The organism is Candidatus Zixiibacteriota bacterium, assembly GCA_040756055.1.
Lineage (GTDB): Bacteria > Zixibacteria > MSB-5A5 > GN15 > FEB-12.
The window spans coordinates 18,960-43,834 of the sequence record JBFLZR010000007.1; the positions used below are offsets into that span (position 1 = coordinate 18,960).

General features: G+C 50.9%; 17 protein-coding genes and 1 tRNA gene. 9 read left to right on the forward strand and 9 right to left on the reverse strand.

Annotation, left to right across the window (positions count from 1 at the left end):
• Positions 1-10: 10 nt before the first annotated feature.
• Positions 11-775: a ZIP family metal transporter gene (locus AB1483_12350; protein MEW6413242.1), complete on the reverse strand. Its 765-nt coding sequence runs from the start codon at positions 773-775 to the stop codon at positions 11-13.
• A 221-nt stretch (positions 776-996) separates the two neighbouring features.
• Between AB1483_12350 and AB1483_12355 the strand changes: the two genes are divergently transcribed.
• The 9 genes from AB1483_12355 to AB1483_12395 all read left to right on the forward strand — a co-directional run bounded on the left by AB1483_12355 (position 997) and on the right by AB1483_12395 (position 16,545).
• Positions 997-2,178 carry a right-handed parallel beta-helix repeat-containing protein gene (locus AB1483_12355; protein ID MEW6413243.1) on the forward strand — a complete coding sequence of 394 codons (1,182 nt, stop codon included), beginning with the start codon at positions 997-999 and terminating at the stop codon, positions 2,176-2,178.
• Positions 2,179-2,294: 116 nt separating this feature from the next.
• Entirely contained in the window at positions 2,295-3,218 is a 924-nt protein-coding gene (locus tag AB1483_12360) for a hypothetical protein (GenBank protein MEW6413244.1), read from the forward strand.
• A 197-nt stretch (positions 3,219-3,415) separates the two neighbouring features.
• Complete coding sequence (locus tag AB1483_12365; GenBank protein ID MEW6413245.1) at positions 3,416-4,345, forward strand: hypothetical protein; 930 nt, start codon at positions 3,416-3,418, stop codon at positions 4,343-4,345.
• Positions 4,346-4,494: 149 nt separating this feature from the next.
• Positions 4,495-4,582 (forward strand) — tRNA-Ser (locus tag AB1483_12370).
• A gap of 438 nt (positions 4,583-5,020) precedes the next feature.
• Positions 5,021-13,390 carry an HNH/ENDO VII family nuclease gene (locus AB1483_12375; GenBank protein ID MEW6413246.1) on the forward strand — a complete coding sequence of 2,790 codons (8,370 nt, stop codon included), beginning with the start codon at positions 5,021-5,023 and terminating at the stop codon, positions 13,388-13,390.
• Between the two features lie 20 nt (positions 13,391-13,410).
• Positions 13,411-13,851, forward strand: coding sequence for an SMI1/KNR4 family protein (locus AB1483_12380; protein ID MEW6413247.1), 441 nt, complete (start codon positions 13,411-13,413; stop codon positions 13,849-13,851).
• A gap of 111 nt (positions 13,852-13,962) precedes the next feature.
• Positions 13,963-14,628 (forward strand): hypothetical protein, encoded by a 666-nt coding sequence (locus tag AB1483_12385; GenBank protein MEW6413248.1) that lies wholly within the window; start codon positions 13,963-13,965, stop codon positions 14,626-14,628.
• Positions 14,625-16,079: an RHS repeat-associated core domain-containing protein gene (locus tag AB1483_12390; protein ID MEW6413249.1), complete on the forward strand. Its 1,455-nt coding sequence runs from the start codon at positions 14,625-14,627 to the stop codon at positions 16,077-16,079. Before AB1483_12385 ends, AB1483_12390 begins: the two co-directional genes overlap by 4 nt.
• A 34-nt stretch (positions 16,080-16,113) precedes the next feature.
• Complete coding sequence (locus tag AB1483_12395) at positions 16,114-16,545, forward strand: hypothetical protein (protein MEW6413250.1); 432 nt, start codon at positions 16,114-16,116, stop codon at positions 16,543-16,545.
• Between the two features lie 185 nt (positions 16,546-16,730).
• Here the strand turns inward: AB1483_12395 and AB1483_12400 are convergent, their stop codons facing one another.
• The 8 genes from AB1483_12400 to AB1483_12435 all read right to left on the reverse strand — a co-directional run bounded on the left by AB1483_12400 (position 16,731) and on the right by AB1483_12435 (position 24,870).
• On the reverse strand, positions 16,731-19,424 hold the full coding sequence (locus AB1483_12400) for a T9SS type A sorting domain-containing protein (GenBank protein ID MEW6413251.1): 2,694 nt from the start codon (positions 19,422-19,424) through the stop codon (positions 16,731-16,733).
• A gap of 501 nt (positions 19,425-19,925) precedes the next feature.
• Complete coding sequence (locus tag AB1483_12405) at positions 19,926-20,390, reverse strand: prepilin-type N-terminal cleavage/methylation domain-containing protein (protein MEW6413252.1); 465 nt, start codon at positions 20,388-20,390, stop codon at positions 19,926-19,928.
• Complete coding sequence (locus AB1483_12410; GenBank protein ID MEW6413253.1) at positions 20,356-20,883, reverse strand: prepilin-type N-terminal cleavage/methylation domain-containing protein; 528 nt, start codon at positions 20,881-20,883, stop codon at positions 20,356-20,358. The genes AB1483_12405 and AB1483_12410 overlap by 35 nt, the downstream gene beginning before the upstream one ends.
• The gene (locus AB1483_12415) at positions 20,858-21,220 is read right to left on the reverse strand and encodes a prepilin-type N-terminal cleavage/methylation domain-containing protein (GenBank protein MEW6413254.1); all 363 of its coding nucleotides are present in this window, start codon (positions 21,218-21,220) and stop codon (positions 20,858-20,860) included. Before AB1483_12415 ends, AB1483_12410 begins: the two co-directional genes overlap by 26 nt.
• Complete coding sequence (locus tag AB1483_12420) at positions 21,220-22,602, reverse strand: hypothetical protein (GenBank protein MEW6413255.1); 1,383 nt, start codon at positions 22,600-22,602, stop codon at positions 21,220-21,222. Before AB1483_12420 ends, AB1483_12415 begins: the two co-directional genes overlap by 1 nt.
• The gene (locus tag AB1483_12425) at positions 22,578-23,063 is read right to left on the reverse strand and encodes a hypothetical protein (GenBank protein ID MEW6413256.1); all 486 of its coding nucleotides are present in this window, start codon (positions 23,061-23,063) and stop codon (positions 22,578-22,580) included. Before AB1483_12425 ends, AB1483_12420 begins: the two co-directional genes overlap by 25 nt.
• 3 nt (positions 23,064-23,066) lie before the next feature.
• Positions 23,067-23,582 (reverse strand): hypothetical protein, encoded by a 516-nt coding sequence (locus AB1483_12430; GenBank protein MEW6413257.1) that lies wholly within the window; start codon positions 23,580-23,582, stop codon positions 23,067-23,069.
• Positions 23,566-24,870: a hypothetical protein gene (locus AB1483_12435; GenBank protein ID MEW6413258.1), complete on the reverse strand. Its 1,305-nt coding sequence runs from the start codon at positions 24,868-24,870 to the stop codon at positions 23,566-23,568. Before AB1483_12435 ends, AB1483_12430 begins: the two co-directional genes overlap by 17 nt.
• Positions 24,871-24,875 lie beyond the last annotated feature (5 nt).

The following is a 24,875-nucleotide window of genomic DNA, read 5'->3' on the forward strand; positions in this document are numbered from 1 at the left end:
ATGAAATTATCTATCCAAGCATATTATCCATAGCCATCATAATTACGAAACCGACCATCACCCCGAATGTCGCCAGTCGCGATTTTCCTTTCGAGTGTGTTTCGGGAATGATTTCGTCGCTGATCACGAACAACATCGCGCCAGCCGCGAACGCCAGACCGATTGGAAGGATCGGGTGAAACACCGATACCGCACCTGCTCCCAAAAGCCCCCCGACCGGTTCCACCAACCCGGTGAGAGTGGCTACGCCGATTGCCTGCCACCGCGGGTAGCCCAGTCCCATCAGAGGCATGGCGACAGCCAGACCCTCGGGCATATTCTGCAGACCGATTCCAATCGCCAGCGCCGTTCCCGCGGCGACATCACCCGCGCCGAATCCAACCCCAACCGCTAAGCCTTCGGGAAAGTTGTGTATCGTAATGGCGATCACGAACAACCAGATTCTCTTTATCCTGCTGTCGGGTCCTTCGTGGCCGATAAAAAAGTGCTCGTGCGGCAGCCACTTGTCGATACGATCCAGCACGACTGCCCCGAAAAGCATCCCCGCCACCATCACCCAGGCGCCCATCCCTGGCCACAGCTCGTTGCCGTAGTCGATTCCGGGCACTATGAGCGAGAACGATGTTGCCGCCAGCATCACGCCTGCCGCCCCGCCCAGCAGAGTGTTGAGAACCTTATCGGGGACATTTTTCAGAAAAAACGCCGGAAGCGCCCCGATTCCCGTGCCCAATCCGGCCAGGGTGCTGGCCAGGATTCCCATTTCGACTATAGTCATATATCAGCCTTCGCCCTTATTATTTCCTATCGCGTCTTATTATTACAGATTGATGCACAACAATTTGAGAAGAGACAAGGTTCACAGTCAATAAAAAACGGCAACTTGCTTGTCACAATCTACCTCGAACCTTCCGAACTCAGCAGATCATAATTTCCTATTGCCCAAGCGGCGCGAATTGCCTTCCTTACAGCATGGGAATAAGGGTGGTTTGGACAATAATGTTGTCTGTCCTCATAGCCACGTCATCTTCGACAGCCGTCACGCTTACGGTTCAGCGCGGGTCAGACCTTCAGTCGGTGATAGATTTCGCCTCCGATGGCGACACTATTTCCCTCGCCCCCAAAATCTTCACCGCCCGACCATCGAAATTCATCGATCCCCTCTGCGGCAATTGCGAAGACCCCAAAACCGAAGCTACTGCCACCCGCGGCTATATCATCAGAAACAAGGCGCTCACGATAGTCGGCCAATCCCGCACCGAGACAATCCTCGAAACCAAAGCGGGCTACGGAATCTATTTCGAGAACTCCTATGGTTCCACGCTGAGCAATCTCACTGTAACCGGGGGAGTACGCGATGCCGATGGCAACGCGACCGATGCCGCTGTCGTGGTGCGCAAATCACGGGTAACAGTGCAAGGCGTCAACATCATCAACAACGATAACCGTATCGACACCGTAGTAGTCGGAATCGGCGGGATTTACGGCCGCGAAGGCGCCGAGATCAACGCGGTCGACTGCCGCATAATCAACAACGGTTGGGATGGAATCGCCCTGTACCGGGGCGCTGTGGCTACAATAATCGACTGTGTCATCAGAACCGGACGGGGAGCGGGGATAGGCGTAACCTGGGATGCCTCTTGCGTAGCCTACCGCAACGAGGTCTCCGGCTACTGGAAAGGCATTGGCGCCTTCGGCAACTCCTGGGTTATCGCCCGCAACAATCTCGTGCGCGATAATCTCGGATGGGGGATGATCGCCACCGGGCAATCGTACATGGACATGACCAACAACGTCATCTATCACAATGGCAATTGCGGCATAGCTCCCTGGTCGAGCGAGAGCCGCGGAAGAATCGTCAACAATATCATCACCCAAAACGGTTGGCGTGATGAGTGGGTCTGCCCCTGTGTCGGGGTCTGGAACTATGGCGACTGGGCCAAGTGGGAATTCGCCAACAACATTGTCTGGGGCAACAAAGATGACAACTACCGCGATATCTGGGACCACACCGGCTTCAACGGCAATATCAGCGAGGACCCGATGTTCACGGGGGAAGGGGACTTTCGTCTGCGCGATGATTCTCCGGCCATCAACGGCGGCAACCCCGGCATATTCAACGTCGACGGAACCATATCGCACATAGGCTTGTACGGCGGCCCGCAAGCCTGGCGACGGTAGTCAAGAAAATCGTAACAAACGAATAATAAATTAAATCTTGATTCGTCAGCGTCCGAATTAATCTTATATCTGCTGTAACCGAAATTAACACTTTTCAATTCAGAGGAGGAATTGTGATGAGAAAATTGATTTTATTCGCCGTGATTATCGGATTGGCGCTGTCGGTAGTTGTCGGATGCGGCGATGATGACGATACCCCGACAACCCCGATCGTCAAGGATGATGGCGAACTGAATGATCCGGAGTTCCTGGCCGCCCTCGAGGCATATTACACGGCAGGGAGTATGTCGGACATGATGCTTGGCTGGATTGATATTCTGATAGACACGGTTTTCGAGGACTCGGCTCTCCTGAGCGCTTCGGGTAAGCCCATCGTGATCACTGCCACCAGCGACTCTGTCTATGGCACTTACCACTCGACCAGCAACTACTGGTATTTCTACGCCAGCGCCGTTGACACCATCTTCGGTCAGGGCCAGGTTGTCGAAGATATAGTGACCTTTTTGCTTGAGGATTCGATCCAGTTTTTGCACGGGACAACTCCGGTGCAATGGCCCGACTCGACTCTCTTGACCGCCATAAAAAACGGGGTCGCCCTTACGCTGGATTCGGGTGAGGGAGACCTGACGGCCGGGCAATTTCTTACCCTGACAGGCGATATTGTTATGCGAGGTGATGTTACCCTGACGGGAAGCCGATCGTTTGATATGGCTATCTACGATGAGAGCGATGATACCTGTACTCTCACGCTTGATATGACCACAACCGCCAGCAGTATCGAAGGCAATCTCACCGTGTTGGAGGAAGGCGGCTGTCCGTCGGCGGGTAGTTTGACCAACGCCGGTATCATCGGCATCAATTGCAGCGGCGATTCAGCTTGGTCGTTCAACGACAACTGGGTTGTCACGGAGACTTTCTACGGCGACAGCTCGGTGGTTGTGTTCGAGAACACCACTACTCGTTGGACATTTACGGATTACTGTGAAAGCGGTATAACAACCAAACCTCTGGCCGATATAATGGCTGCTATCAAACCATAGTTTGGCCGGGTAAATTGTCTGAAAAAAGGGAAAACCTCATGGTTTTCCCTTTTCTGTTGACAGAAACCGCCTGTTTCCTGTAATTCAGTTTAATAACGCAGTAACTGGTCAATGAATAAAATAGGGACTCGAAAGCCGCAGAATCAAATCCGCAGCCGAGACATCCCAAATCAACAGTTAAGGGAGGATGTAATCTCATGAAAAGACTTATCTTACTGGCGGTAATAATAGGCCTGGCCCTTTCGTTAGCGGTAGGGTGCGGCGATGACGACGCATCCTTGAATCCGATTGTCAAAGAAGATGGCGATTTCAGCGATCCCGAATTTCAGGCGGCCCTCGACGCATATAGGCAAGCTTCTATATATACAAGTTCGACGCTCTACTGGGTCGATGCTCTGATTGATATGGTTACAGTTGATTCCGGTGCCCTGATTATATCGGATAGATGGATCACCGTCCACACAGCCAGTGATAGCTATCTCCTCGAGTACCATAACAGCAGTCAGTATTGGTATCTCTGCGTTTGCCGGATCGACACGATTCGGGATTATGCCCAGGAGATTGTCGACATACAGTCATACTCGCTGGAGGATTCGATTCAGTTTTTGCAGAGCGCGACTCCGGTGCAGTGGCCGGATACCTCTCTTTTGACGGGGATGAAGAATGGAATCAGGTTGACCTCATCTTCGACCGCGACTGCGAGAAACGTCAACCTGGGGCAACTCATTACAGTTACTGGTGACTTTATTAATATGGGGGACGTGACCATTGAAGGTCGTCAGGACCTTGAGTTCACAAAGTATCTCGTTGACGCTGATTCCTGCGGATACAATGTTGACGTTTCCACCACCGCGCGGGATATTCAGGTGCATTTGGGTGGTCTGTTTCACGGCGACTGTCCAACCAACGGTACCCTGAAAAGCTCCGGGAATCTGGGTGTCAGTTGTAGTGGCGATACAACGCTCTCGTTCAACGATAATTGGACAGTCACAGAAATCTTCTATCCTGACAGCATGCTCGTTGTGTTCGAAAACTCGACAACCCGATGGAAATTCTGGGAGGAATGCTGGTACGGCGGAACAATTGTCCTTGAGCCGTTGGGAATTCTCATGGCATTTAAGCCATGACTGCCGGCATTGTGAGATATATTTAAAAGGGAAAACCTGTTGGTTTTCCCTTTTCTGTTGACAGAAACCGCCGATGTCTTGTTATTAGGCACGGCATCGCTGTGCCCGGGTAAGATGCCGATCTGCCCGTAATCTTCGACCAACCGATCGGAGGAGTGGCTGAGTGGTCGAAAGCGGCGGTCTTGAAAACCGTTGTACCGTATGGTACCGTGGGTTCGAATCCTACCTCCTCCGCCATAGTTCGGCTTTTGGCTCTTCAACGAGATAGTTGAAGGGCTTTTTGTATATGGGATATAGGGATAGCCCCTTGATGGTGCAGTTCGAAAGTAGGTTGGAAAGTAACTTCGCCTGTCCAATAGGTTTCCGCGTAAGGTGCTCAGAATAGGCACACTGTGCGAATTCTAAAAAACTGACTCCGGACTGGTAGTAATCTCGGCATGTTCCCTCAAGGCCTTTCAGACCCTCTCCTACAGCGTCCTGGTCCTGAACCAGAAGCGACTCTTGCCCGCCCCCTGTCAGGTCACGGATCACCAGGTCGATGGAGATTTTATCCCGGGTGGAGCAAGAAAAAATCACCCGCAAAAAATCATTGACAAGAGTGACTACTTTTGGCTAACTTTCGTACGGTCACACACAACCCTACAAAATACTCATGAAACCCATAGGGGAGGTCTTATGCCAGTTTCTCTAAAAAGGCTCAGCTTGGCTTTGGTAGTCTTCTGTCTTTGTCTGCCCTTCACAGCCAGCGGAGGCGATGACGACGAATACAACACCTTAACTAATAGTGTCACGCCTGGTTCCTACAGCGCGGGATCATCGATAACGGCTTTCACCGATCCATCCAACACTGGATCCCTTTCCAGCTCCGTCAATTTATACACCGGCCAACACCAAGAGTCATTCCCGCTTGTTTCTATCCCCGGCCGTGGCGGTTTAGGCGTATCGCTGTCTTTGGACTACAATGGAAATGTCAGCCACGTAATGTTGGAGGAAAACCGCAAAGCGCAGGCTTCTCCATGGGGGCTCGGCTTTGACCTTGGTCTTGAGTCAATCAAATGTAATCACATGGGTACAGCGGATATCCGCGACGACGAATACGTGTTCATACTCGGCACAGCTGCCGTCAGGATGATCAAGGCCAACCCCGACAGCAGCCGTTATATACTTGAAAACGGCGAGCCGTGGGTGATATACCCGTCCACCGACCTCGTTGGCGGCAAAACATGCGTTATCGGCTGGACCGTTATAAAGCAGGACGGTACTGTATACAAATATGGTGATTTTAGTACGGATTACTCCTCGTGGAACGCCACTCGCAATGTATTGCGCTATGGCAACTTTGTCGGCAGCGGCGTTACCACCGGCGATATCCCTTATCCTTTCCAGTGGGACCTGGCCCGAATTCAGGATGCCCAGAACCTCAACTGGATCAAATTCACCTACATCCATGAGCCGGGATACCTGAAGGTGCGAAATGCCACCGGCGATGATATAACCGACTCTGATAACGCGTACACGCGGTATTCATATCTCAAGACCATTGAAACGGCCGACAGCAATAGGATAGAAATCGAATATGGCACTCGAGAAGACTATCAGCCGTTCTATGGCGTTAACATTTACGAGTTCTACAGCAGCAAGTTTCCCGTTAGAATATTCCAGAAGAATCCCTCGGGGCAATTCATCTCGTACTTGATTCTGCACTATGGATATTTGAATGACGCGAAGGGAAGCTCGTTTAAGAAATTGGTATTGAACAGCATCGAACCGAGGGACATCACCGGGCACAACGGTGATGGCTGGTTCAACTACGCGTGGATCCCTTCATGCCATTTCGAATACGATCCCGATTACGGCAATATGACCAAAATTACCTATCCCAGCGGGGCTGTGAAGGAACTTCAATATCAACAAACCACGGCTGACCAAATAGTCTCGTCGTTGGACATACAATTATCCGATATGGTGCCGAGTACAAATGCGTACACCAACGTTGTAGGAAACATCTTTACGCACAGGCAGAGAAATGGACATCTCGAACTGGGGGTCTGGGATGGTTACTGGAGAATCGATACATTGATGGAGAATTGCGCCCTCGACGACAATACAGCGATTTCTCCAGATGGGTGGATGGTGTATCCGTCAGGCAATGAGTTGATTGTCAGGCGCTGGATGGGCGGTTACTGGGACGTCGATACCCTGCAGGACGAGATCTCGCGTGACTGCAATGTTTATCTCTATGCGGGAAAAGATTGCTTCGTTGCGGCGACAGGAACCTACGACTATAGTGGGTATGATGAAATAGGTTCGTGCCGTCAGATCGCACGCGGGTATTTCTACCGTTGGGATGGATCCGAATGGCACGGGGAAAAAGTCCTGGATGACGGGGAATGGAACTTGGGCACGGACTGGAACTTGGGCAAAGTTGAATTGGGTGTGGATTGCTATGTTATCTCTTATTGGAAGCAGAACTCATACGATGAGGACAATTCCCGCGTAGGATATGTACTCGGCAAGTACGACCCGATTTCATCTACGATCAAAAAACGCGGACCATTTGACCACGCTTGGCACAGCTTAAACACGGGAAGTGTAGTCGCTATGGGGCCAGGGGATATGATTGGGGCGTTGTACTACAATTATTATAGTTCGGTTAACGGTGTTTGGATTTGGCATTGGGATCCTGAATCAGGTGACTGGACCTGGCAACCTGAAAAGCGGGTAAGCGATTGGCTAATTCCGCATAATGTGTTCGCTCTACCCAATGGAGTAGCAGCATGCGTTAGCGCAGGAGATGGGAAGCACTATCGTTTAAATACATATCAACTTGACAGTGTGCAAAGAACGTCTGAATTTGTTTGGGAGTTGTGGGATGAAGCCGAGGCATACGTCGGAGAAATCCACGGTACCCCACACTCGCTTGGACTAAAGGTTCGCTGGTATGGTGGTGGCGGACCGGTGGTAGTCGCACCGTGGAATGGGCTGCGCTTCGGACCGTCGATACTATACATTGAGGGAGACGTCCCTCCAGAAAAGCGACTCTATATGTTTGGCGACGGTTGCGCATTAGGCCCACCGGTGGGACAGGATGGCGGTCCTTTCAATATCATCTCGCGAAGGTTCGAAGGAAACGGATCCTGGGCCACGGAGCAGTTTACCGTTGTATGCGACGAAGCCGCGAAGGGTTTTACAGCAACCGACGAGGCAATATTGTTTCGCTCACAGAAGAAAAGCTTCATGTATTGGTACGATTCACGGCAGGGTGACTATACTGGGCCATATACCCTGGTGGATTATTCCAGCCTACCGCTGGATATGTTCGTGGAGAGCGCTGAGCACCACTGCCAGGGCGGTAAAGGGCGGACTTTTGCGATCGACTACCATATACAGCAGGGTTTATTGTATCCCATCTTCTGGTCCAGCAGCTTCTGCTTTCATGTTCAGCCATCCCAAACGGGGCTACGTTGGAGCGGCCCCCCTGTCCATCGCGTCATATCCTCAATTTCTCTCTATCCAAACGAAGGCTCTGATGCGACAATACAATCCTTCAGCTATTTCGGCGGAATTTCCGATCCCTCCACCACGACGCCGCGATTCGCCAGAGCTGAGGTTTCCACACCTTATTTCGCGGGTGATGCTCCCGATGGCTACACCCGGCACTACTTCTATAACGATATGGATAGGGGTGATGAACAGTTTCAGTCTGTCTTCGATGCCGATCCGAACACAGAAGTTGATCTCAAATCCGCCGCTAAATATGGCGGTATTGCCAACGGTGGTTACCAGCTTGATGGTCAGGAGTACTACAGCTATTCATACTCAACCAACCCGAGTGATACTGTGGATTGGACCCGTGTGTTTCATTCATTGGCATACACCCCCGATAACATTAGTGGTGTCTACCGTACACGCATAGACAAATCTGTCGCCAGAAAAGACAGCCTTGAGACGGAAGTCATTTATAATTACGACGATTACAGCAACCAGGTCGTTTCAACGAGGACGAAATTGGCAGGGGAAAACGAGTATCTGGTGGATTCTGTTGTGTATGCATTCCGCGAACGTATGGATAGCGCGGACCTGCGAGAAATTTACAACGCCCTGACCCCGGTGAGCAAAAAACTCAGTCTCTATGAAGCTGGCGCGACTGACTCCGTATTAGCGTTTGCCGGAGATTCACTTGAGCTGATAGGTAGCTGGATTCCCGTTGAGACTTACACTTTCGGGCACTTAAATCCGTTTGAGGACTCTGTAAGCACTTTCAAGACTCTTCCCGATGGTCAAAGCTTTGACCAGTGGGGTAATCGGATATCGAGTATAGGTGCTGATGGTGATACTTCGTGCGTTAAGTACAATGCGAAGGGGAACCAAATCGTAGCTACCGGTCAGAACTGCTATCTGAGTGACTTTCTGGTTCAGGATTTTGAGCAAAGCGAAGGATGGGATGGTTGGTATGAGCGGTATGAGTACAGCAATATCTCTCTTGTGACGGACGATGTGTTTACCGGAACGCGTGCTCTAAAGATAGTTGATGATGCCAACAGCAGCGCCAACAACTGGGGACCGAGTCGTGCTATTTCGGTGGATGACCTCACAGACAGTGTCTACTACATGTCCTGCTGGGTCAAAACCGATCACGACGTGAGTGTATACCTCTGGCTCAATGACTACAGCAAGAATATCTCATTCACAGACCTCGTTCCCAACGAATGGCAGAAAATTGAGGCCGTATACCACATTACGGGGTCCGATCTGGCCGGACTGGACAACATTTCGGCGGAGCTGGTATTGAGAGATAATGAGACTGCCATTCCGGGAGTTTCATATGCCATCTTCGATGATTTCCGGTTCCATCCGCTCGATGCGGTAGTGTCAACCAAGACCTACGACCCGGTTTCCGGTGTGGTTACTTCTGAATCCGGACAGGACAATTTCCCGATGAAATATGAGTATGATGCTTTCCTCCGGCCAATTGCCGTCTATGATCACAAAGACGAGATTCTGAGCCACACATACTACAAGGGAGCCAGCCAGTTCACAGCAGACAATCCTTACCATGTAAGAACAACATCATATTCGGCTAACTCACAGCCACTAAACTCCGTAACGTACTATGACGGACTCGGCCGGGTTCTGCAGACTAGGTCAGAAAATCCAAACGGCGCTTCGGAAGTGATTGTCTCCACATCGGAATACGACAGCCATGGCCGAGCCACCAAAGAGTACAAGCCGTTCCTGGAGAATTATACCATGGATTTGGATTCCACAGCGTATCTCCAGGTCGCATACGACCCAATTTTGTGGAATGATTACTACACCAATTCGGACTATGGCAATCTGGCGTTCTTGGACGTGGATACTCTGGTTTACTACATTGGCACCAGCAGTTTTGATCGCACCACCGGATGTTGTTGCGAGAAAGATCCGGAAGCGAATGATACCCTGTGTCTCGACGGGCGCCAGGGACGTTTCTGGTGGGAACTGTATATGGAGACCAACTATGAGCAGGAATATTGCGAGATACTTCTCAATGGTAACTCGGTAGCATATCTGGCGCTGCCCAATCTGCTTCGGGCCGCCGACGGTTGCGAACAGATATACCTGTCTGATACGGGATCGTTCCTGATTGAGGAGGGGGATACGGTCATGATCATCCTCGACAACAGCTACGGATGGTGCAAGTACTCCACTCCTCCGTCGAGCTACTGCAAGTCAGCCGTCTGGATTGCCGCTATCGACTCCACCTGGACATACTGGGCTGTCGATACGACGACAACTAATTGGGTTAGAGACTTTGACGCGGGTGATGTTGCCGCCAAGGTCCTGGCCTATTATGACGCCGATGGTCCCGGTGTGGATTGCGGCGGATACCCGTTCTCCGAGTATGCTTACTCCAAAGAGGTCAACTCAAAGCTGGACAGTGCCGGCGCGCCGGGTGAAGATTGGTTCATCGGGTCCGGCAGGCCCGTAAAGCACCAGCAGCTTACCGATGTGGCGAAAAAGGAGTATATCAGCAAGACGATCGATCAGGATGGTGTGGAATTAATGGCTACGGCCGATCACTGGGGTACCTATGAACGGTCGTATGGTGTCATCGATGGAGATACGATTGTCACGACCACCTACAAAGACAGGCTCGGACGCGATACCGCCGTCTATTTGGACACTTTAGCCGGAACTGCCCCGATCCCTCTAAGGCGCACGACTTATAACGACCGGGGCATGGTAACCAGTACCTGGAAAGTCGACTACGGCACAATAAGAATGCTCTACGATCTAAGCGGCAATCTTCGTTTCATGCAAAATGACAAGCGGTTGGCAGAGAACAAGTTTGTCTATTTCAAATACGATCAGCAGGGGCGCAAGATAGAAGAAGGTATCATGGGGTCGGCCGCGTTATACTTTAAAGAGGCCAACGCCCGGATAGAATCATTCCCGGACACCAGCACATACGATCCCGATGTGCAATACCGCTGGTACTATGATTACTACGACAAAGGCGACAGCGTTATTGTGGCTCCCGGCAAGCTGGTTCGGGTAGAGGACAACGGTTTCGGAGATTATAAGTACTACAGAGAGTTCTATTACTACCCCGAGGACTATTACGATATCACGCTGGTCAAAATGCCGGTCGGTGGTCATACTCTCAAGGCGATTCGGCATGACTACAACTTTGACGGCTCTCTGAAGAAATTAACAGTGTACCCGCACTGGCCTGACGACACCGACGCTCGGCAGATCAACTATAGCTACGACAAAGGCGGTAACATTTCAATCCTGGCGAATCCATCGACCTCCACAGAGCAACTGCTTCATGCGCTTTACTATAACGGCCTCAACGGCCGAGACTCCACCATCTACGGTTGGTCGGGGTGGAAATCGGGCGGCAGTTGGCTATCAGAATTCGCTCAGAAGGTGAATTACACCTACGACCCACGGGGGATGCTCACGGGAATAAACAGTCCATCGGGTGTGGTACCGTCACTGACCGGTGGAGGCGATACCAACGATCACTTTGGCCTCACTCTGGACTATACCGCCGATGACAACGGGTACTTCAACGGTCGCGTGAAGAATCTTTATGCCTCGAATTCCGGCGATGGTACTGTTATAGACAACGATTACAGCTACACCTACAACGACCTCGGCTGGTTGACCGATGCCGTCCATCAACAGGATCCTGCTCGCAGCCGTCACTATACCTACAACCGCATCGGCAACAGAACAAGTCTCGTAGCCGGCAGTGACACCATCACTTACGACTACTACGACTCCCAGGGGTCGTCGAAGCTTCGTTGGTTCACCGGTATGGGTAACGACACTCTGCAGTATGATATCCTCGGCAACCTTGTGGCCGACTACTCCCGCGATCTGTTCAGCATGACCTATGACTACCGCAATCTGATGAATGAGGTCAAAATGAGTTCGGAGGTATATCCGGATCGGCAGGATATTGTCCGCATGAAGTACGACCAGACGGGCCAGCGGGTCGAAAAGACCTACATCCGTTTCTATCTCGGTGAGTGTGAAGACGACCCGAATCCACCCGGACCACCCAATCCGACACCCGACAATGTGACTGAACTGGGGACAATTGAACTTCCCGACGACCTGAGCATCATTGTGGACGATCAGGTCGCGATACTGGCTTCCAGCTCGGGGGGCGGAGACACCTGTATCTTGTACGATGCCTATGTCACCCGCTACCTGTATGATAACGGGGTGCTGGTGGCTACATTCGATGAAAACGATAACGTCATCGATATGTTCGTCAACGGCCCTGAGGGCATGATCGCCACCTACCACGAAAACGACGATGCCCAGCTTTACTATTTCCTGACTGATCAGATCGGCTCGCCGAGAGTAATAATGCACTCGCCGGGCGGTGGGATTACTCCGCAGGTGGCTCAATACAATAATTATCATCCATTTGGGCAGATCCATCAGAGTTGGGGGAGTTTCAACACGCCTTACACGTTTACCGGCAAGGAGCAGGATGACGATGGTGATTTCAAGTTCCACTATTTCGGTGCTCGTTACTATGACGCGCGGATTGGGATGTTCTCCAGCATTGACAAAGCCAGCCAATTCGCCGGCGGGTATTTGTATGGGGGGAATAATCCGATATTGGTGATTGATCCGGATGGGAATTTCGGTATTGCTTGGTGGGAATTAGCTAAAGCGGTTGTCCAATTTGGCGGAACATATCTTCAGTCCGCGATGGAGACGGGTGAGTTCGGGAAGGCCTCTCTGAATGCGGGATTAAACGCCGCGAATGGACACCTAATGAACTCGGGCATATTCGAAGCAGATCTAGGGAACATCGAGATGCCTACGAGTCACCATGTGGCGGACGCTCTTGCGGTAATTCCAAATTCCGTTCATGATTACTTTGTCCGGCCCGTGGCACAAGGAGCCGTGGGATTTGGGGACGGCGCAATGCACCGCGGGGAAGATCTGATTGACACGGATATTGGAGATGTCTATAGGAATACCTTCGAGGTGAGCCTGACGGAACATGCGGTGAATTTGGCTAGAGGGCTTCGAACTTGGCCCGGCGAGACCTGGCGACACATGAGTTCCGGTCCTTACGCGTTCGGCCATACCTTGGGTTATTACTCGCCGGAAATCGGCCTTGCAGCTTATTCGTTGGGTAGTGCAAGCTCAGCCGAAATCGGAATCATGCCGCGTTCCTCTTCTTGGACACGAAGTAGCTTTCAGGGTGTAAAGGTCTATCAGCGAAGTGACCTATTTGACCCACTAGCTTCAACTACTTGGAAGGTCGGAGGTCACGAGATAGTTGGAACAAATTTGGAACGAATGTCATTCGGAAGGGCTCCGATAGGAATTGACGGGAAGCCCATTTGTTTGCATCATTTAACTCAAACAAATACCGGTGCCATTGCTGAGGTGACGCAAACTTTTCATCAGGGATACTACCGGACTATTCACATCAATTTTGGCGGATCGGCTTCTGGACTAAATAGGACAGGTTTTCAATTGTGGCGCTCTGAATATTGGAAGCACCGGGCAAATTTATACTGATGATACAAAGGAGGCAAACGGTGGCGGAGAGAAAACGTAGACTGGCCCGACTTATTGAGACGTCTGACAATGTTGAATTCGGTCAGTATGGTCAGGGGGCTTCGGATGACTTAGTACGGAATACGGAAAACCAATTAGGAATAAAGTTGCCGCCTTCCTATGTTTGGTGGCTACAGAACTACGGTGGTGGAACGGTATTTGGCGATGAGATCTTCAGTATCTACGAACAGGAGTCTGACGAAGTCGTAGGTTGTGATATCGTTCGAATGCACAGAATAAACTCCGAAAAGAATTGGTTTTCAAAAGATCAGCTAGTTATTTGTGAGACTGATGAAGCGGTTTACTATTTCGATGTCAGTCAGCCGGATCAAAATGGCGAATTCCCCGTATATGAGCACTATTCCGGACAGAAGATTGCAGACGACTTCATCGAATTTCTTATAAGGCTAATTGAACGGTGAAATTCGGTGATGCGGCATATATGTCATCCAAACAATTAGCGAAATATCACGGAGCGTTTCCTGGTTTTTCTATAGAGACACCGAAATACACCTATTGAACAGGAGTCTACAATGGGTACTAGAAATACAGGACATCTTGCCTCAGTAGTAAAGGATTGGCTGAAGATTTTCCCTCGACTCTCGGAACACGGCAATTCTAAGATCGTCAGAAGAGTCGGACCGGTTCTCATTGGTGTAGAGTTCTTCAGGCCCTTCTCAACTACATACAGACCGGAGTTCATACTGGTCAATCTAATGGATGCGGATTACAAGAATCCGCGAAATGTCATTTTTCAGTTCGTCCGCAGCCGAAATAATGTTCAGGTTCAGATCCCATTCGACAAACACGAAAAGCTGTATGCTGAAACGGCGGAGTTGCTCCGGAGGCAGTCAACAATCAGTCTGGTAGACGATGTGTCTGTGGGCGATATACTAAGCGGTGTCGCGCTTTTTTTGGAAGAGGATTATATGAAAGGTAGCAATTGCTTCATTCAATGCAAAGCGATTATACATTTCGCCAAGCTGTTAGGTGATCAAGACGCTGAGGGCAAGTGGTTCGATTTTGCAAGATCCAAACTTGAGGAGTTACCGACAGACATATTAGAGCAGGAAACAGGCGGTTATGAAATCTGGCTTACAAAAATGTCAAAAATCGGCGTTGAGGATCTATTGAATTCAGCCCAGCAAAACATCACTAGGTGGAGGCTGGACAGGTTGCCGGTGTCAAATCTACGTTGACTGCAACCGGTCAGGAGCCGGTACTGACCGCCAAACCGGTCAGTGATGAATGTATCGTGTCAGATGTTTACATCACCCGCTACCTCTATGATAACGGGGTGCTGGTGGCTACATTCGATGAAAACGATAACGTCATCGATATGTTCGTCAACGGCCCTGAGGGCATGATCGCCACCTACCACGAAAACGACGATGCCCAGCTTTACTATTTCCTGACTGATCAGATCGGCTCGCCGAGAGTAATAATGCACTCGCCGGGCGGTGGGATTACTCCGCAGGTGGCTCAATACAATAATTATCATCCATTTGGGCAGATCCATCAGAGTTGGGGGAGTTTCAACACGCCTTACACGTTTACCGGCAAGGAGCAGGATGACGATGGTGATTTCAAGTTCCACTATTTCGGTGCTCGTTACTATGACGCGCGGATTGGGATGTTCTCCAGTATTGACAAGGCCAGCCAGTTTGCCGGCGGCTATTTGTATGGCGGGAACAATCCGATTCTGGGCCGCGACCCGGACGGGAATCTGTTTTTCCTAACCACCCCGTTTTTGTTCAGCGTGGGCATGGCAGCTTTTTCCGGTGCTGGAGCATACTACGCCGAAGCGACTCACAATCCTTATATGAATGGTAGCATTGGAGGTGCGTTCGGGGCGGCTGCCCTTGGTGGAGTCCAGGGAGCCATTAGCGGAACCATAGGCGCTGGTTTGGGATGGGCATCAGGCCAAATTGGCTGGACCAGCACTTTCGGTTATACTGTGCGGGGAGCGGCATCGAGCGTTATTGGGGGAGGTATCGGAAATTCAATGGACGGCAATCCCAGGACCAGTTTCTTTAGTAATTGGGGTTGGTCTGCGTTGCAGGGTGCCTATACGGGATATATGGCGGGAAAAGAGTATCAACGTTATCTCGCAAACAGACTTGCGGATGCTGCACCGGTTATTAATCCTAATTCCCCCAATGACGACTTACCACCAAGAAGAGGAAATGTTGAAGGAACCAGTGGGAAGGAGGCTCTTGGCTATGCGCCTGATCAACCGCTTTATGGGGATGTGCTGATAGAGGGTGCAAGCGGAAACTGCGGATGCTTCGGGGTCGGATTTTCTGCTTACGCTCAGGCAGGCGGTGGTGGCGCCGCGTTGGTCTGTAGTGATGGAATATACGTCCGGTTGGAAGGAGGACTTGGGTTCTACTTCGGTATCGGGCCCGGCGGTGAAACTATACCAGGTGGAGTGACTGTTAGAAATACATCTCCGAAAGCGCAGTTTGGTGATGTTGGTGTCGGGGTTTTCATGAAGGGCGCTGCGATTGGCAACGTCAGGTACGATATTCCTTACTACCAGAGCGATCGCGGCTTTTTCCCCGGTACATCAGGACCGGTGTTTGGTGTACAGGCAAGCTTTGGATATTCCGAGGGCGCTTATGTTTGGGTCAAAGTTGTCTCGTGGTGATTGCCTGGTCAAGCTATAGGAGTTCTGTTGAATTATGATTTTCCCGTTTTTTGTAAGACCTGAGGACCAGAGGAAAGCTGACGAAGAATGGTTGGCGGCCCGCGGCGGCGTTTACCCTCGTCCTTATGGGTTCTACCTCTGGGTAAGCATGAGTGGGAGTATCTACCTGCTGTTTCGAATTTCGGTGGGTTTACCGGCGATTATTGCTCCCATTCTCGAGTTTGTGGTTGTAAGGACTATTCTTGTGATCCTGTCGATTACCTCTATTCTGGTACTCACTTGCTGGTTTGGGAGGATAGCGGCAAACCGGGGCATAGTCCGCACTCCTTACTGGGTACTCCGATACGGCGAGGACAAACACCGCAATCTTAGTGCGCCGGTCGGTGCCATGTTGCTACCATTTGCCATTGAAGCAGTGTTCGGAGTCCTTTACCTATTGGAATGGCTATATTCGCTAATTACCTAGTCCGAGCCAAATAGCCCGCACTTTGGGTGGGTTTCGAGAGGCATTATCCGAGCATAGTAATCTACGAGGCTCACTTGTCGAGTGAGCCTCGTTCCGCTTTATGCGCTACAGTATGCAGGTGCCAGCCTTGCCACAGAGAGGAGCAGGTTCCAACGTTGACCGGGCATAAAGTCGACGAAGATAAGCTACCGGAGCAACAGCATCTTTCTGGATTCTGAGAAATCACCTGCCCGGAGCCTGAAGAAGTAGACTCCTGAGGCCGTTCCCTCACTATTCCAGATGACGCTGTGCATTCCAGCGAGCCAGACACCGTCTGCCAGGTCGGCCACTTTCTGCCCCAGAATGTTGTAGATGTTCAGACTGATTTCGCAACTTGTCGGCAGGTAGAATTCTATCGTAGTGGCCGGATTGAATGGATTCGGATAGTTCTGCCAAAGAACAAAGTCCCCGGCCACAAGTCGACGAACATCAACCGTGAACTGCTGTACGGCGTCGGGGGCAACACCGTTTGCCGAAACGACGTTCACTTCGAATTGACCGGTCTGGGCAGGAGTCCATTGGATCAGTCCCGAGACGGGATTAATCGTCATGCCTTCCGGGCTTAACGCCAAAAGAAAAGTGGGGGCCGGGTTCCCGCTGACCTCCACATCATATTCGTAAAGAAGTCCCCCGGTGGCCGCTAATGGAGGGAGGGAGAAAATATTAGGCGAGAGAAGAGACCAGGTATTTCGGCAGTTGAACAGGACATTTACACTGTCGCTGGCATAACTCGCCGTTACGAGGTCAATGTCACCGTCGTTGTCAAAATCTGCCGCGCCCAGCCCCCTGGGGGAGTATCCGGTGCCATAGTTCTCAGCATCTTCAAAAACCCCATCGCCTCTGTTGCGAAATATCGAAATGTTATCCGTATGCTTGTTTGATACTGCTAAATCGCAGTGGCCATCCCCGTCTAGATCGCGCGCAACCGCCCCCAGGGGAAGCATGCCGCCACGATAAGTAGCTTCATGTGATAGCGCTCCCGAGCCATCGTTTGCCAGAATAAGAATGTCATATTCATCGGTATCGAGCACTGCCAGGTCGAGGTCGCCGTCTTCATCGAAGTCACCACTGACGGCATTGGTTGGATAGTAACCTCCAGGGAAACTCCCTCCAATCTCAAATGTACCATCTCCTGAATTCAAGAGCAGTGTTACGTTGTACTTAGATAAATATGAGTAACAGTGATTGACCACGTAGAGATCGCAATCTCCATCGCAATCATAGTCACCCGGTACAACGCAATTCGGCGAATCGCCTGCTGCCCATTTTTCCGGTTCCGAAAAGTCCGCATTTCCGTCATTTCTGAAGATCATGATACTGTCCATGGCGCTACAAACCACGATTATGTCTTCATCACTATCCCCGTCAATATCTTGAGTACGGACCTTATCAGGATAGGCTCCCGAGCTGGGATATCCGCAAGTAGCGTAAACGGAGGCATCAGAAAACGTTCCTCCACCTGCGTTCAGATATACGTACAACTCACCTACAGTATAATTGGCTACAACAATATCATGGTCGCCGTCACCATCCAGGTCCCCGATCGTGAGTGTATTGGGGGCGTCTCCGGCGGGAAGACTTATGGGTTCTCCAAAGCCACCTTCGCTATTGTTGAAAATAATTGAAATATCATCGGAATCGTGGTTAACAGTCGCTATATCCTCGTATCCGTCGCCGTCGAGATCCGCCGTAGAAAGCGCTACGGGGTAATTCCCGACCAAAAAATTGTCTGGAAGTACAAAGGAACCATCGCCCAGGTTTGTAAAAACGCTCAGGTGTGTGGCGATGGCAATGAGATCAAGTGCTCCATCACCGGAGATATCTGCTAACACGGCGTTTGTAGGAATTGTCGGAACCAATATGTGGCTTAGATCGCTAAAGGAGCCGGTGCCGGTATTTAATAGGATAGTGACATACTCATGCAATCCGTTCGTTATTGCCAGGTCCAGATCCCGGTCACCGTCGACATCGCCAGCATAGAGCGAATGCGGTCCGTATCCGCCCCACCCCCAATCCACCCGTTCAACGAAATACCCATCGACATTCTTGTAGATTGTAACGCTGGAGTAGCTGCCATTCAGGATAGCAAGATCGGCATCATCGTCACCATCAAGGTCGGCCGCAACAATTGCTGTGGGTGATGTGCCAACGGGGTAATCTACCGGCTCCGAAAAAATTCCGTCACCGTTGTTTGTCAGTAAGGAGACGGTCTCCGAATAGCCATTCACAACTGCGAGATCGTCGTCGCCGTCACCATCGAAATCTGAAACTGTGATGGCAGACGGCCCTCTTCCCACCAAGTAGTATATTGGCTCAGAGAAGGAACCATCCTCGTTAATCAAGATTGATACTGCATCCAAACCCCATACTGCCGTAACGATATCAAGATCCCCGTCGCTGTCTATGTCGGATACGCAACTCTGGAAGGGAGCATGGCCGATCGAATCGCGGATTGCGTCCGCGAATGTTCCGTCGCCATTATTTATGAGGACTGAAAGCCAGTCAGAGGCCGAGCACGTCACAATCAAATCTGCATCACCATCACCATCAAGATCTCCAGCACATATCGACGTCTGCCCCAAACCAGTAAAGTAGTACCCAGACTCTTCAAACATTCCTTCTCCATCGTTTAGGAAAATAGCGACATTACCAGAGGTCCATGTGTCAGCCCCGACGGCAAAATCCAGATCACCATCGCCATCGAGGTCGCATGACGCCAGCGCTTTTGGGTCGCCGTTGATCAGGTAATCATTCCGAGTTTCGAAATAAGGCTCCGCGGAAGCATTCCCCGTTACGAGCAGAATGGATATAGATAGAATTACCGATAATGTTCTATGCACTCAATGCCTCCCTGTGTTTTTCAGCAAGCTTTGTCGGCTGGATCACAAATAAAGCACCGGCTAGGGGCCGTGGTGATTGACCTCCCGGAAATTGTTAGTAATCACAATCAAGATACTGCTATGGGTTCCGGAAGTCAAAGGAAGAAGCTGTGTAATGGCGCGCAATCGAGGTAACGAGTGGGGAAGAATGCAAGCCTAACTTTTGGCTGCCAGCGCTTGGCTGGTGATACATTTGGGCAGTATATTACTGTGGGGCACCGACGGCAAGTATGTGCAGGTGGGTTGCGTAACCAGCGTTTGTCCCGAGCAGAGGGTATTTCTGGCTGGACTATAACGCAAGTCCAACTGCGACTCTATCGGGAGGGCAACGAAATGAGTAAATCGATGTATGATTTGATGCAGCCACCCTGCTATCTCTCGTCTCATGTATGATTAGGACACAGCACAAGGGCTGCCGATTCCGGTATTGCCGGGATGTGACAACAAAGTAAAAGCGCACTCCTATCGCATCATCGAGTCGTCGATGATTGCCCTGAGCTCGCCGGTCTCGTCGATCTGCCACTTGTCGATGGCAGGGTCATCATCGAGACGCTCCGCCGTAGCCGTAGCCACAAAATGATCGAGATCCCCGGTGATAACATAGGTGTACCGGGCTGACTTCATGATCTCCACGCCGATGCTGTCAAAGGCATAAGGGTTGTCCTTGCTTGCCACAAACCCGGCATCGGGAATCCAATAGCGATCATAGTTTTGCCGGAACGACCGCTCCATGAGATATATCTGGTGCAGAAGCTCTTTGGCCTCGACCTGCTTGGCCTTGACAGTTGAGCTCATGTAGCGCGGTATGGCCAACCCGGCAATGATAGCGATAATGACCAGAACAATCAGCAGCTCTATGAGGGAAAAACCCCTGTTGGAGAGAAGACGCGTCTTATTTCTGCAGGTACTTGATGACAATGTATTCATTCTTTACTACCCTCCGTATTGAATCGGTAAGGTTCCTTTCATCGGAAGCCACAAGGTATATTTCATACAGCCCCAGAGGTATGCCTTGCTGTTCCTTGTTTAATATAGTGCTATCAGCGTATTTTGGCAAATCCAACCTCATGATCGCCATAGTGTCGAGGTGTACTCCGGATCGCAACAAAGCCCGGTCGTTTTCGAAAACCTGCCCGTCGTGCCACGCGTATGTTGTTGCCTCGTTGAGGCTTGAGATACACATCAGGCTGTCGGCGTACGGGCTCACGAATCTGCTCGAGGAAACACAGGTCGCTATCTCGCCGCTGACGAAGGCGAGTTCCTCGAACAGATTGTCGCGGCTTTTTCGCTCTTTCAGGAAATCCTGCACAAACAGACTGCCCGACACCACGAATATCAGCAGCATCGACGACAGCGCCAGCGCTACTATCAGTTCCACCAGCGTCACGCCGCGGTTATTTGTCAGGTATGAATATTTCATTGTATAAGTGTATCAGTTCCTTCCCCGATGATTCACGGGATATTGCCAGGTCCACACTCAAGCGGTCGTTGTCGGTGCTGACGTCTCGCACGACCACCATCCTGAGGCCGGAGTACTCTATAGTCGTGTCCAGTGAGGTGGTGTCGCCAGCCACGAGTGTTTCTGTCATCAGTTGTTGTCCGAGGTTGTTGGCCAGTTCCAGTTCTCGGACGGAGAATTTTAGGAAGACATTGTTCAACATCAACACGAGCACGCCGAATCCGAGCATGAACACGGTGGCGCCGATCAGCACCTCTATGATAGAGAATCCCTTGTCGTTGTTGAGGACGTTAGGCATCAGTTTAATTTGTCCTGTCTGAGTATTCTATAAGGTCGTTGCGATTCGTCTCCGGTAAGCACCGGCAGCACCGGGGAATAGAGTAGAGCGTTTCTGTTAACATAAAGGTCTCTGACCCAGTTTACATAGGTGGTTGGCGGCAACTCGTAAAGGAACTGTTCTGCAACTATGGATCCATACACATATCCGCCGATATCGGCCAGTCCCTCCGACCAGAGGATGCCGATAAAGATGGCGGAGGAATCAAGAAAGAGGGTGTAATTCTTTCGATCAACATCATTATTCGCGATCGACAGAAAGCTTACTGATTCCATGCGGCCCCTGCTCGTCAAGAATACACCGCCCTTGCTTTCCGGATCGGTGTCGTTGGCCAGCAATACTAACGATGATGGGTAGGCCGATGAAGCTTGGCCTGTAACTGCGATGCTTCTATGGGCCATGGCCACACCGGAAAACATGGCATCCCCCGAGAAAACTATCGAGTCACGAGCGTAGAGAAGCACATTGTCGAGCACCGCGGAGTCTCTGACATATATTGAGCCGTCGGCGACGATCTCCATCAGCCCGCTGATTTTAGTGTCGCCGCGGATTTCGACAAAGCCGCTAACGAATAGCGACGCTATGCCGGATGCTACGTTGGCATCCCAACCATTTAGTTCGAGATTGTTTTCAATATATATTGATTCATCCTGCGAGACGGTCCTGGAATCCGCGACTCGCAGCAACACCGACCCCTCCATGACGGAAGCCGTGTTGACCCTGCGGGTGTGCATCTCGCTGAGATACTGGTTCAGAACGGTGGTGTCAAGCGGCGGAATATTTATGTTGGCTGAAACGACAACATTGCCGGTGTGATAGTCGTCTGACGTGACCCCTTCACCCTTTATCCTCCCCATGGCAACGCCCAGGTCACCGGTATTAATATCGCCAATGATTCTCGTGTGACCAGCTACCGTAAAGGGATAATTCTCGTTGCCAACAGATATTGCGGCGGAACAAAGGGGGGGGAGGGAGGATCCAATGAGGGAGGAGGTTGTTACTGTCTGGTTGGCATAGGTTCCATCTGATGTCACCAATATAAACGGTCCCCATGCCATTGTGGTTGTTCTGAATGATCCCCCGTTGGGAGCCAGAATGTTGTCGATAACAACGGATTGGTCGCCGTTGTGAAGATCGCTCAACGAACGAGCGACACCAGCGTCCGATAGATGGGCTGCAACCAGCCGGCTCTGCTGCTTTTTGTAGTGGCCATATCGGGTTAAGCTGAACGTCATCGCCGCCAGAAATACGGTCAGCAGCACCGCGAGAACACCCAGGACGGTTACGAGGATTGATCCCCGCTGGCTGTTAACACGCCTCAGGGCTTTGTACCTTCGAGCCATAGAGTATCTCGAGCCTTTTCTCTCCGAAAGATTATCTGCCGGTCTCCGATTTTGACGAGTTCCCATGAATGGAGGCTGTCGCCGATTGAGAGCACTTTCGATGTCCCATCATTGATTTTTACGACAGCTTGCGGCGTTTGTTGTTCCACAATCAACCCCTTGAGAACGCTCCCCATGCTGGGGGTGATAGACTGAACAGGCGAGGCTGTCCGATTCCTGGAGAGTTGAGGCTTCTCAGGCTGAACCTGAGCGATTTCCCGCTTGAAGGGATTTATCCTGGGTTCTTCGTATTCGATACGACTTGCCGCCGCTGACACCGGCCGGGGATTTTCGAGAATATCCGGTGGCGAGTAGGAGGTGTTGCTTGAAGAGGCCATCATTTGAAAGTTACCCCACCAAATGTAGCCTGCGACGACAATCAGCAGAACGAGCAGCACCTTTTTTACCCTGGCACGCTTCATATCCTAGCCCTCATCATCCTGTATCAACAGGGACAGGCTCACGGCGATAACCTCGCCTTCATTATCGACGGGATATAACAATACGTGTTCGCTGGAGAAGATGTATTCGGCTTCGAGTTGACGCAGAAAGCGAACGGCTGCGCCGACAGTACCCTGAACGGTTGTATTATACTTACTGAGAGAAACCGAACTCTGATCGGAGAGGTTTACTTTTTCCGCGCGTTCCAGTTTGAGGTTGTGCTTTCGGCATAGCTCTTCAAATTCACGCAGGTTGGGATAAAATCTATTCCGGGACGAGGCAACCTCCGCACGTACCAGATCGACGTCAGAGCTGAGGCTTTCCAGCTCGCTAATGATACGATCAAGGCCAGCCTCGGAGTAACTCTTCAGCTTTACGGTCCGAACGTCATCAATCACTCTACGTGACAGGAAGTCTATTCCGATCAGCAGTAGTATAGACATGATAGCGTACGCTGCTATCAGGATGTAGACGTGTGATTTGCTAATGGTGATCCGCATCGATCTTCATTGTAAACTTGAAGGTTATGGTTGTGTCGGCCGCGCCTCTTGAGTTCGTTATTTCGGGCTTAATCGCGTTTACAGACAATACATATGGTTTAACAGCCTCGCTCAGCAGATCGTGATATCTGAAAACGGCGTTCTCAGTATTAGCGGCCCCGGCAATTTCCACCAGGCTGCTGTCGGGTGCCATGTTGCGGATGAGAATCCTGTTCAGGTAAGCGGAGGAAATTCGCCGCTGACAGAATGCGGAAATCACGGTCGCGTTGTTGAAACTTCCGGAACCGCGAGCCACCAATTCGGCCGATTCGTGTTTCAGAGAATCGAGGGTCGACTCCAACTCCAGTTTATGCGAGTAGTGTTGCTGGTAAATATCGATTGTATCATCGTTGCCCGATGTCATGAAACCCGTTGTCGCGGCTACAAGAGCCAGGGCCAAAAACAGTACGGTCAGAATCGATGTAAGGAGTTTTGCGCTGTTGATGGCAACTTTGAGGGCCAGCGCAAATAGAGAGTCCTTACCTTTGAATGCCAGTTGCCTGAGCCTGGGAATGCCAGCCAACGCATTTTTCAGAATCGGTCCGAAGGCCTTCTGATCAAGAGCTCGGTTTTGAGACAGATTCAGAACGTGTGTTTCTATTGGTATTTGGCCGGGCTGTTCGAAGAATGTATTTCTCAGGCTGGAAATGGTGGATGGCAAGTCCGACGACTCGGAATTTCCCAGGACCACACCTTTGTCAATTTTATCAATTATGTAGGACACTGTTCCATCCGGCAGTTCGAAGGTTTGGATTGTTTCCTGACGACGCAAGATTGCCGGGACACTGAACAGCGCCACGGGGAGAGTGCTGATCCCAGTAACGTTTATGTTCTCCGCGGCGCATGCACAGAGCAGTTCCTCGAGGTATGTCTTTTCCACGCTCTGGGCGAAAAAGATTGTATCACCCTTGTCACGAATGACCCGGTGGCGACATTCAAGGTGGGCATCGGCCAGTGAACGGAGTCGTTCCAGAGCCACAGTCATGCCGCCCTTACCGACTTTCGCAATGTAGGACCAGGAATTCCTGTCGTCTATCAATATTGATAGCGGTTGACCGTAGTAAAGGCCTTTTTCACAGATGTGCCTAAGGAAGCTCTGTATGCTGACAGTGCTGGAGTCGTCTTTTCGGTATAGCATGTCAATCTTTGATCGATGTCCAATTCTGACCAGGTGAATCGACTCGTTCAAGATGAGAATTGCATATTCAATGGAGAGCGGGTAGAGGATGTCTCTTACGAAGCAGCTCATTTTGG

What these genes read in the sequence shown, in the direction of transcription:
- AB1483_12350 (MEW6413242.1), bottom strand. Translation starts at nt 775, where the DNA reads ATGACTATAGTCGAAATGGGAATCCTGGCCAGCACCCTGGCCGGATTG.
- AB1483_12355 (MEW6413243.1), top strand. Translation starts at nt 997, where the DNA reads ATGTTGTCTGTCCTCATAGCCACGTCATCTTCGACAGCCGTCACGCTT.
- AB1483_12360 (MEW6413244.1), top strand. Translation starts at nt 2,295, where the DNA reads ATGAGAAAATTGATTTTATTCGCCGTGATTATCGGATTGGCGCTGTCG.
- AB1483_12365 (MEW6413245.1), top strand. Translation starts at nt 3,416, where the DNA reads ATGAAAAGACTTATCTTACTGGCGGTAATAATAGGCCTGGCCCTTTCG.
- AB1483_12375 (MEW6413246.1), top strand. Translation starts at nt 5,021, where the DNA reads ATGCCAGTTTCTCTAAAAAGGCTCAGCTTGGCTTTGGTAGTCTTCTGT.
- AB1483_12385 (MEW6413248.1), top strand. Translation starts at nt 13,963, where the DNA reads ATGGGTACTAGAAATACAGGACATCTTGCCTCAGTAGTAAAGGATTGG.
- AB1483_12395 (MEW6413250.1), top strand. Translation starts at nt 16,114, where the DNA reads ATGATTTTCCCGTTTTTTGTAAGACCTGAGGACCAGAGGAAAGCTGAC.
- AB1483_12405 (MEW6413252.1), bottom strand. Translation starts at nt 20,390, where the DNA reads ATGAATACATTGTCATCAAGTACCTGCAGAAATAAGACGCGTCTTCTC.
- AB1483_12410 (MEW6413253.1), bottom strand. Translation starts at nt 20,883, where the DNA reads ATGAAATATTCATACCTGACAAATAACCGCGGCGTGACGCTGGTGGAA.
- AB1483_12415 (MEW6413254.1), bottom strand. Translation starts at nt 21,220, where the DNA reads ATGCCTAACGTCCTCAACAACGACAAGGGATTCTCTATCATAGAGGTG.
- AB1483_12420 (MEW6413255.1), bottom strand. Translation starts at nt 22,602, where the DNA reads ATGGCTCGAAGGTACAAAGCCCTGAGGCGTGTTAACAGCCAGCGGGGA.
- AB1483_12425 (MEW6413256.1), bottom strand. Translation starts at nt 23,063, where the DNA reads ATGAAGCGTGCCAGGGTAAAAAAGGTGCTGCTCGTTCTGCTGATTGTC.
- AB1483_12430 (MEW6413257.1), bottom strand. Translation starts at nt 23,582, where the DNA reads ATGCGGATCACCATTAGCAAATCACACGTCTACATCCTGATAGCAGCG.
- AB1483_12435 (MEW6413258.1), bottom strand. Translation starts at nt 24,870, where the DNA reads ATGAGCTGCTTCGTAAGAGACATCCTCTACCCGCTCTCCATTGAATAT.